The following is a 262-nucleotide window of genomic DNA, read 5'->3' as shown; positions in this document are numbered from 1 at the left end:
CTGACGGTATAAGCGAGCCGCCTGTTCGGGGAGCGTGAAACAATCCAGCCACCGGTTTGAGTAAGGATACGGCCGAATCTCACCATGATAAAACAGCAGAGGTGCCACCAAAGGGAGTTCAGTATGGCCTTTTTTCAGGTGAGCCGCCATCGCTAACATGGCATAATACATCAGCCGCCAGGCCATTAACGGGTCAGGGGTGGACTGATGTTCAATCAGGCAATAGATATAGCCCTGTCCCCGGGCCGTTTCGACCGAGTAC

General features: G+C 53.8%; 1 protein-coding gene. It reads right to left on the bottom strand.

The genetic code is table 11. From position 1 onward, the window contains the following. On the bottom strand, positions 1-262 hold a 262-nt coding region (locus SLS51_RS23685), incomplete at both ends, for an Rpn family recombination-promoting nuclease/putative transposase (protein ID WP_323840903.1).

Origin of the sequence: Photorhabdus africana (assembly GCF_035181445.1) — a bacterium.
Classification (GTDB): Bacteria; Pseudomonadota; Gammaproteobacteria; order Enterobacterales; family Enterobacteriaceae; genus Photorhabdus; species Photorhabdus laumondii.
This window is presented reverse-complemented; position numbering and strand designations above follow the sequence as displayed.